Here is a 5,147-nt window from a genome sequence, read left to right as displayed (position 1 = left end):
AGGGCGACCGAACCTAGAAAAGAGTATAGTTTGAAAGCGCCAACAAGCACAAGAGGTTGGTGTCGAATTAAGAGAAGATAATTGAGTTTAAGGAAAAAACGGAGAGTTTGATCCTGGCTCAGGATGAACGCTGGCGGTATGCTTAACACATGCAAGTCGAACGGAGCTTTTCGGAGCTTAGTGGCGGACGGGTGAGTAACGCGTGAGAATCTGCCTTTTGGACCGGGACAACTGCTGGAAACGGCAGCTAAGACCGGATGTGCCCTTGGGTGAAATATTCATAGCCAAAAGAGGAGCTCGCGACCGATTAGCTAGTTGGTGGGGTAAGAGCCTACCAAGGCTGCGATCGGTAGCCGGTTTGAGAGGACGACCGGCCACACTGGGACTGAGACACGGCCCAGACTCCTACGGGAGGCAGCAGTGGGGAATTTTCCGCAATGGGCGAAAGCCTGACGGAGCAATACCGCGTGAGGGAGGAAGGCTCTTGGGTCGTAAACCTCTTTTCTCAGGGAAGAAGCAATGACGGTACCTGAGGAATCAGCATCGGCTAACTCCGTGCCAGCAGCCGCGGTAATACGGAGGATGCAAGCGTTATCCGGAATGATTGGGCGTAAAGCGTCCGCAGGTGGCACATCAAGTCTGCTGTCAAAGCCCCCAGCTTAACTGGGAAGAGGCGGTGGAAACTGGTGAGCTAGAGAGCAATAGGGGTAGAGGGAATTCCCGGTGTAGCGGTGAAATGCGTAGAGATCGGGAAGAACACCAGTGGCGAAAGCGCTCTACTAGGTTGCAACTGACACTGAGGGACGAAAGCTAGGGGAGCGAATGGGATTAGATACCCCAGTAGTCCTAGCCGTAAACGATGGATACTAGGCGTTTCTCGTATCGACCCGAGGAGTGCCGGAGCCAACGCGTTAAGTATCCCGCCTGGGGAGTACGCACGCAAGTGTGAAACTCAAAGGAATTGACGGGGGCCCGCACAAGCGGTGGAGTATGTGGTTTAATTCGATGCAACGCGAAGAACCTTACCAGGGCTTGACATGTCTGGAACCCGTGGGAAACTATGGGGTGCCGAAAGGAGCCAGAACACAGGTGGTGCATGGCTGTCGTCAGCTCGTGTCGTGAGATGTTGGGTTAAGTCCCGCAACGAGCGCAACCCTCGTGTTTAGTTGCCATCATTCAGTTGGGCACTCTAGACAGACTGCCGGTGACAAACCGGAGGAAGGTGGGGATGACGTCAAGTCAGCATGCCCCTTACGTCCTGGGCGACACACGTACTACAATGCTACGGACAACGGGAAGCCAACCAGCGATGGGGAGCAAAGCCCAGCAAACCGTAGCTCAGTTCAGATCGCAGGCTGCAACTCGCCTGCGTGAAGGCGGAATCGCTAGTAATCGCCGGTCAGCCATACGGCGGTGAATACGTTCCCGGGCCTTGTACACACCGCCCGTCACACCATGGAAGTTGGCCACGCCCGAAGTCATTACTCTAACCATTCGTGGAGGAGGAGGCCGAAGGCAGGGCTGATGACTGGGGTGAAGTCGTAACAAGGTAGCCGTACCGGAAGGTGTGGCTGGATCACCTCCTTTACAGGGAGACCAACTTCAGTAACCAGTAGAGAGTGACCGGTGCCGATTGTATCGGCAAAGGCACTAACACCAAGCTGGAAACTGAGGACATCCCGAGGTCGGACGACACTGACAAAACAGCTCGAGTGCAGCAACGCTTTCAAACTAGAACTGGTTCGGTAGGAGCGGTACCACCAGTAGGGGCTATTAGCTCAGGTGGTTAGAGCGCACCCCTGATAAGGGTGAGGTCCCTGGTTCGAGTCCAGGATGGCCCACCTCAAAGAATTGAGAATTTCCAGTTCGAGATTCAAAAAAATTGAAACAAGCAATTGGTCAAGTCAAATCCAGTGGGATGTGATAGACTAGTCAAGTTGAGTAAAATTCAGCACTGTCTGCGAGTGGAGACAACTGCTGGAAATTCTCCAGCGAGCACCTTGAAAACTGCATAGAGATAAGAGAAATAGTCAGGTAGAAAACCAAGTATTTGCGAAATAACTGGTCAAGCGAAATACAGCTGACGGTGGATACCTAGACACGCAGAGGCGAAGAAGGACGTGGCGACCGACGAAAAGCTTCGGGGAGCTGGCAGCAAGCACTGAGCCGAAGATATCCGAATGGGGCAACCCCCTTGTACAGCCTGTTGAATCCATAGACAGGTATGAGCCAACCCAGCCAACTGAAACATCTTAGTAGCTGGAGGAAAAGAAATCAAACGAGATTCTCCCAGTAGTGGTGAGCGAAAGGAGAACAGCCTAAACCAGAGTACAAGTATTCTGGGGTAGTGGGACAGCGAGATGGAAGCACTAGACTAGACGAAACGATTGACAAATCGTACCAAAGAGGGTGATAGTCCCGTAGTCGAAAGTTGAAGTGCTACTAGCTGAATCCCGAGTAGCTAGGGACACGGGAAATCCCTAGTGAATCAGCCGAGACCACTCGGTAAGGCTAAATACTACTGCGTGAGCGATAGAGCAACAGTACCGCGAGGGAAAGGTGAAAAGAACCCCGATAAGGGGAGTGAAATAGAACATGAAACCGTCAGTTGACAAGCAGTGGAAGGATGATTCAACGTCCGACCGCGTGCCTGTTGAAGAATGAGCCGGCGAGTTATAGTCACTGGTATGGCGAATAGCCACAGCGAAAGCGAGTCTGAAGTGGGCGAATTATCAGTGTATATAGACCCGAACCTGGGTGATCTAACCATGGCCAGGATGAAGCTTGGGTAACACCAAGTGGAGGTCCGCACCGACCGATGTTGAAAAATCGGCGGATGAGCTGTGGTTAGGGGTGAAATGCCAATCGAACCCAGAGCTAGCTGGTTCTCCCCGAAATGTGTTGAGGCGCAGCGGTAAGTGATAATTGCTGGGGGTAAAGCACTGTTTCGGTGCGGGCGGCCTCAAGCTGTACCAAATCGAGACAAACTCAGAATACCAGCAACAATCTTACTAGTGAGACGGTGGGGGATAAGCTTCATCGTCAAGAGGGAAACAGCCCAGACCGCCAGCTAAGGTCCCCACAAATCAAAGTTAAGTGGCAAAGGAGGTGGGAGTGCACAGACAACCAGGAGGTTTGCCTAGAAGCAGCCATCCTTGAAAGAGTGCGTAATAGCTCACTGGTCAAGCGCTCCTGCGCCGAAAATGAACGGGACTAAACTTTGTACCGAAGCTGCGGACTTGTAGCGATACAAGTGGTAGGGGAGCGTTCTGCGATAGGGTGAAGCACTAGCGGCAAGCAGGTGTGGACGAAGCAGAAGTGAGAATGTCGGCTTGAGTAGCGCAAATATTGGTGAGAATCCAATACCCCGAAACCCTAAGGGTTCCTCCACAAGGCTCGTCCGTGGAGGGTTAGTCAGGACCTAAGGCGAGGCCGAACGGCGTAGTCGATGGACAACGGGCGAACAATCCCGTACTGAAGATTAGTTGTGCAGAGGGACGGAGAAGGCACGCACCAGCCAGATGTTGGTTACTGGCGCAATTAACCGAGGCATCGAGAAGCGGCGAAAACGCTTCGAGCTGGGGTTAAGAGACCGAGGGTCTACGGACCCGAAGTGGTAGCGGTCAAGCTTCCAAAGAAAAGCTCTAAACACGTTAACTAATCGTCACCTGTACCCAAAACCGACACAGGTAGGGAGGTAGAGAATACTAAGGGGCGCGAGATAACTCTCTCTAAGGAACTCGGCAACATGGCCCCGTAACTTCGGAAGAAGGGGTGCCTACGCAAGTAGGTCGCAGTGAAGAGATCCAGGCGACTGTTTACCAAAAACACAGGTCTCCGCAAAGTCAATAGACGAGGTATGGGGGCTGACGCCTGCCCAGTGCCGGAAGGTTAAGGAAGTCGGTCAGGGCCTTGAGCCTAAAGCTGGCGACCGAAGCCCCGGTGAACGGCGGCCGTAACTATAACGGTCCTAAGGTAGCGAAATTCCTTGTCGGGTAAGTTCCGACCCGCACGAAAGGCGTAACGATCTGGATGGTGTCTCAGAGAGAGACTCGGCGAAATAGGAATGTCTGTGAAGATACGGACTACCTGCACCTGGACAGAAAGACCCTATGAAGCTTTACTGTAGCCTGGAATGGTGTTCGGGCTTTGCTTGCGCAGAATAGGTGGGAGGCAATGATTCACTCCTTGTGGGGAGTGAGGAGCCGCAATGTGAGATACCACTCTGGCGAGGCTAGAATTCTAACCCGCGACCGTTATCCGGTCGGGGAACAGTTTCAGGTGGGCAGTTTGACTGGGGCGGTCGCCTCCTAAAGTGTAACGGAGGCGCGCAAAGGTTCCCTCAGGCTGGTTGGAAATCAGCCGCAGAGTGTAAAGGCAAAAGGGAGCTTGACTGCAAGAGTGACAACTCGCGCAGGGTGGAAACACGGCCTTAGTGATCCGACGGTAGTGAGTGGAAGCGCCGTCGCTCAACGGATAAAAGTTACTCTAGGGATAACAGGCTGATCTCCCCCAAGAGTCCACATCGACGGGGAGGTTTGGCACCTCGATGTCGGCTCATCGCAACCTGGGGCGGAAGTACGTCCCAAGGGTTGGGCTGTTCGCCCATTAAAGCGGTACGTGAGCTGGGTTCAGAACGTCGTGAGACAGTTCGGTCCATATCCGGTGCAGGCGTTAGAGTATTGCGAGGAGCCTTCCTTAGTACGAGAGGACCGGGAAGGACGAACCGCTGGTGTACCAGTTATCGTGCCAACGGTAAACGCTGGGTAGCCAAGTTCGGAGCGGATAACCGCTGAAAGCATCTAAGTGGGAAGCCCACCTCCAGATGAGTACTCTCATGAATTAAATTCAGTAAGGTCACCCACAGAACATGGGTTGATAGGTCAGTGGTGGAAGCGTGGTAACACGTGCAGCCGACTGATACTAACAGACCGAGGGCTTGACCACAACCAAATCATTGGCGGACTTGACAATTTTCTCTTTCTATGCAGTCTTCAGGGTGACCTCCACCCGACAGCTTTCCTGGTGCGCATGGCGTTGTGGACCCACTCTGATTCCATCCCGAACTCAGGTGTGAAACGCGACTGCGGCGACGATACTCTGGGGGTCGCCCCACGGGACAATAGCTCCGCGCCAGGTCGATTTTT

1 tRNA gene and 3 rRNA genes are annotated in these 5,147 nt (G+C 53.4%); all 4 read left to right on the top strand.

Annotated elements, in window-relative coordinates:
• Window positions 1-95: 95 nt before the first annotated feature.
• The 4 genes from DSM107010_RS36700 to rrf all read left to right on the top strand — a co-directional run bounded on the left by DSM107010_RS36700 (window position 96) and on the right by rrf (window position 5,139).
• Window positions 96-1,587 (top strand): 16S ribosomal RNA (locus tag DSM107010_RS36700).
• 180 nt (window positions 1,588-1,767) lie between these two features.
• Window positions 1,768-1,841, top strand: a tRNA-Ile gene (locus DSM107010_RS36695).
• A gap of 222 nt (window positions 1,842-2,063) precedes the next feature.
• Window positions 2,064-4,947, top strand: a 23S ribosomal RNA gene (locus DSM107010_RS36690).
• Between the two features lie 74 nt (window positions 4,948-5,021).
• Window positions 5,022-5,139, top strand: a 5S ribosomal RNA gene (rrf, locus tag DSM107010_RS36685).
• Together the 16S, 23S and 5S rRNA genes with 1 tRNA gene alongside form the textbook arrangement of a ribosomal RNA operon.
• The last annotated feature ends 8 nt before the right edge of the window (window positions 5,140-5,147 follow it).

The organism is Chroococcidiopsis cubana SAG 39.79 (assembly GCF_003991895.1).
Lineage (GTDB): Bacteria > Cyanobacteriota > Cyanobacteriia > Cyanobacteriales > Chroococcidiopsidaceae > Chroococcidiopsis > Chroococcidiopsis thermalis.
The sequence above is the reverse complement of the archived record's forward strand: the minus strand, read 5'-3'. Positions and strand labels throughout refer to the sequence as shown.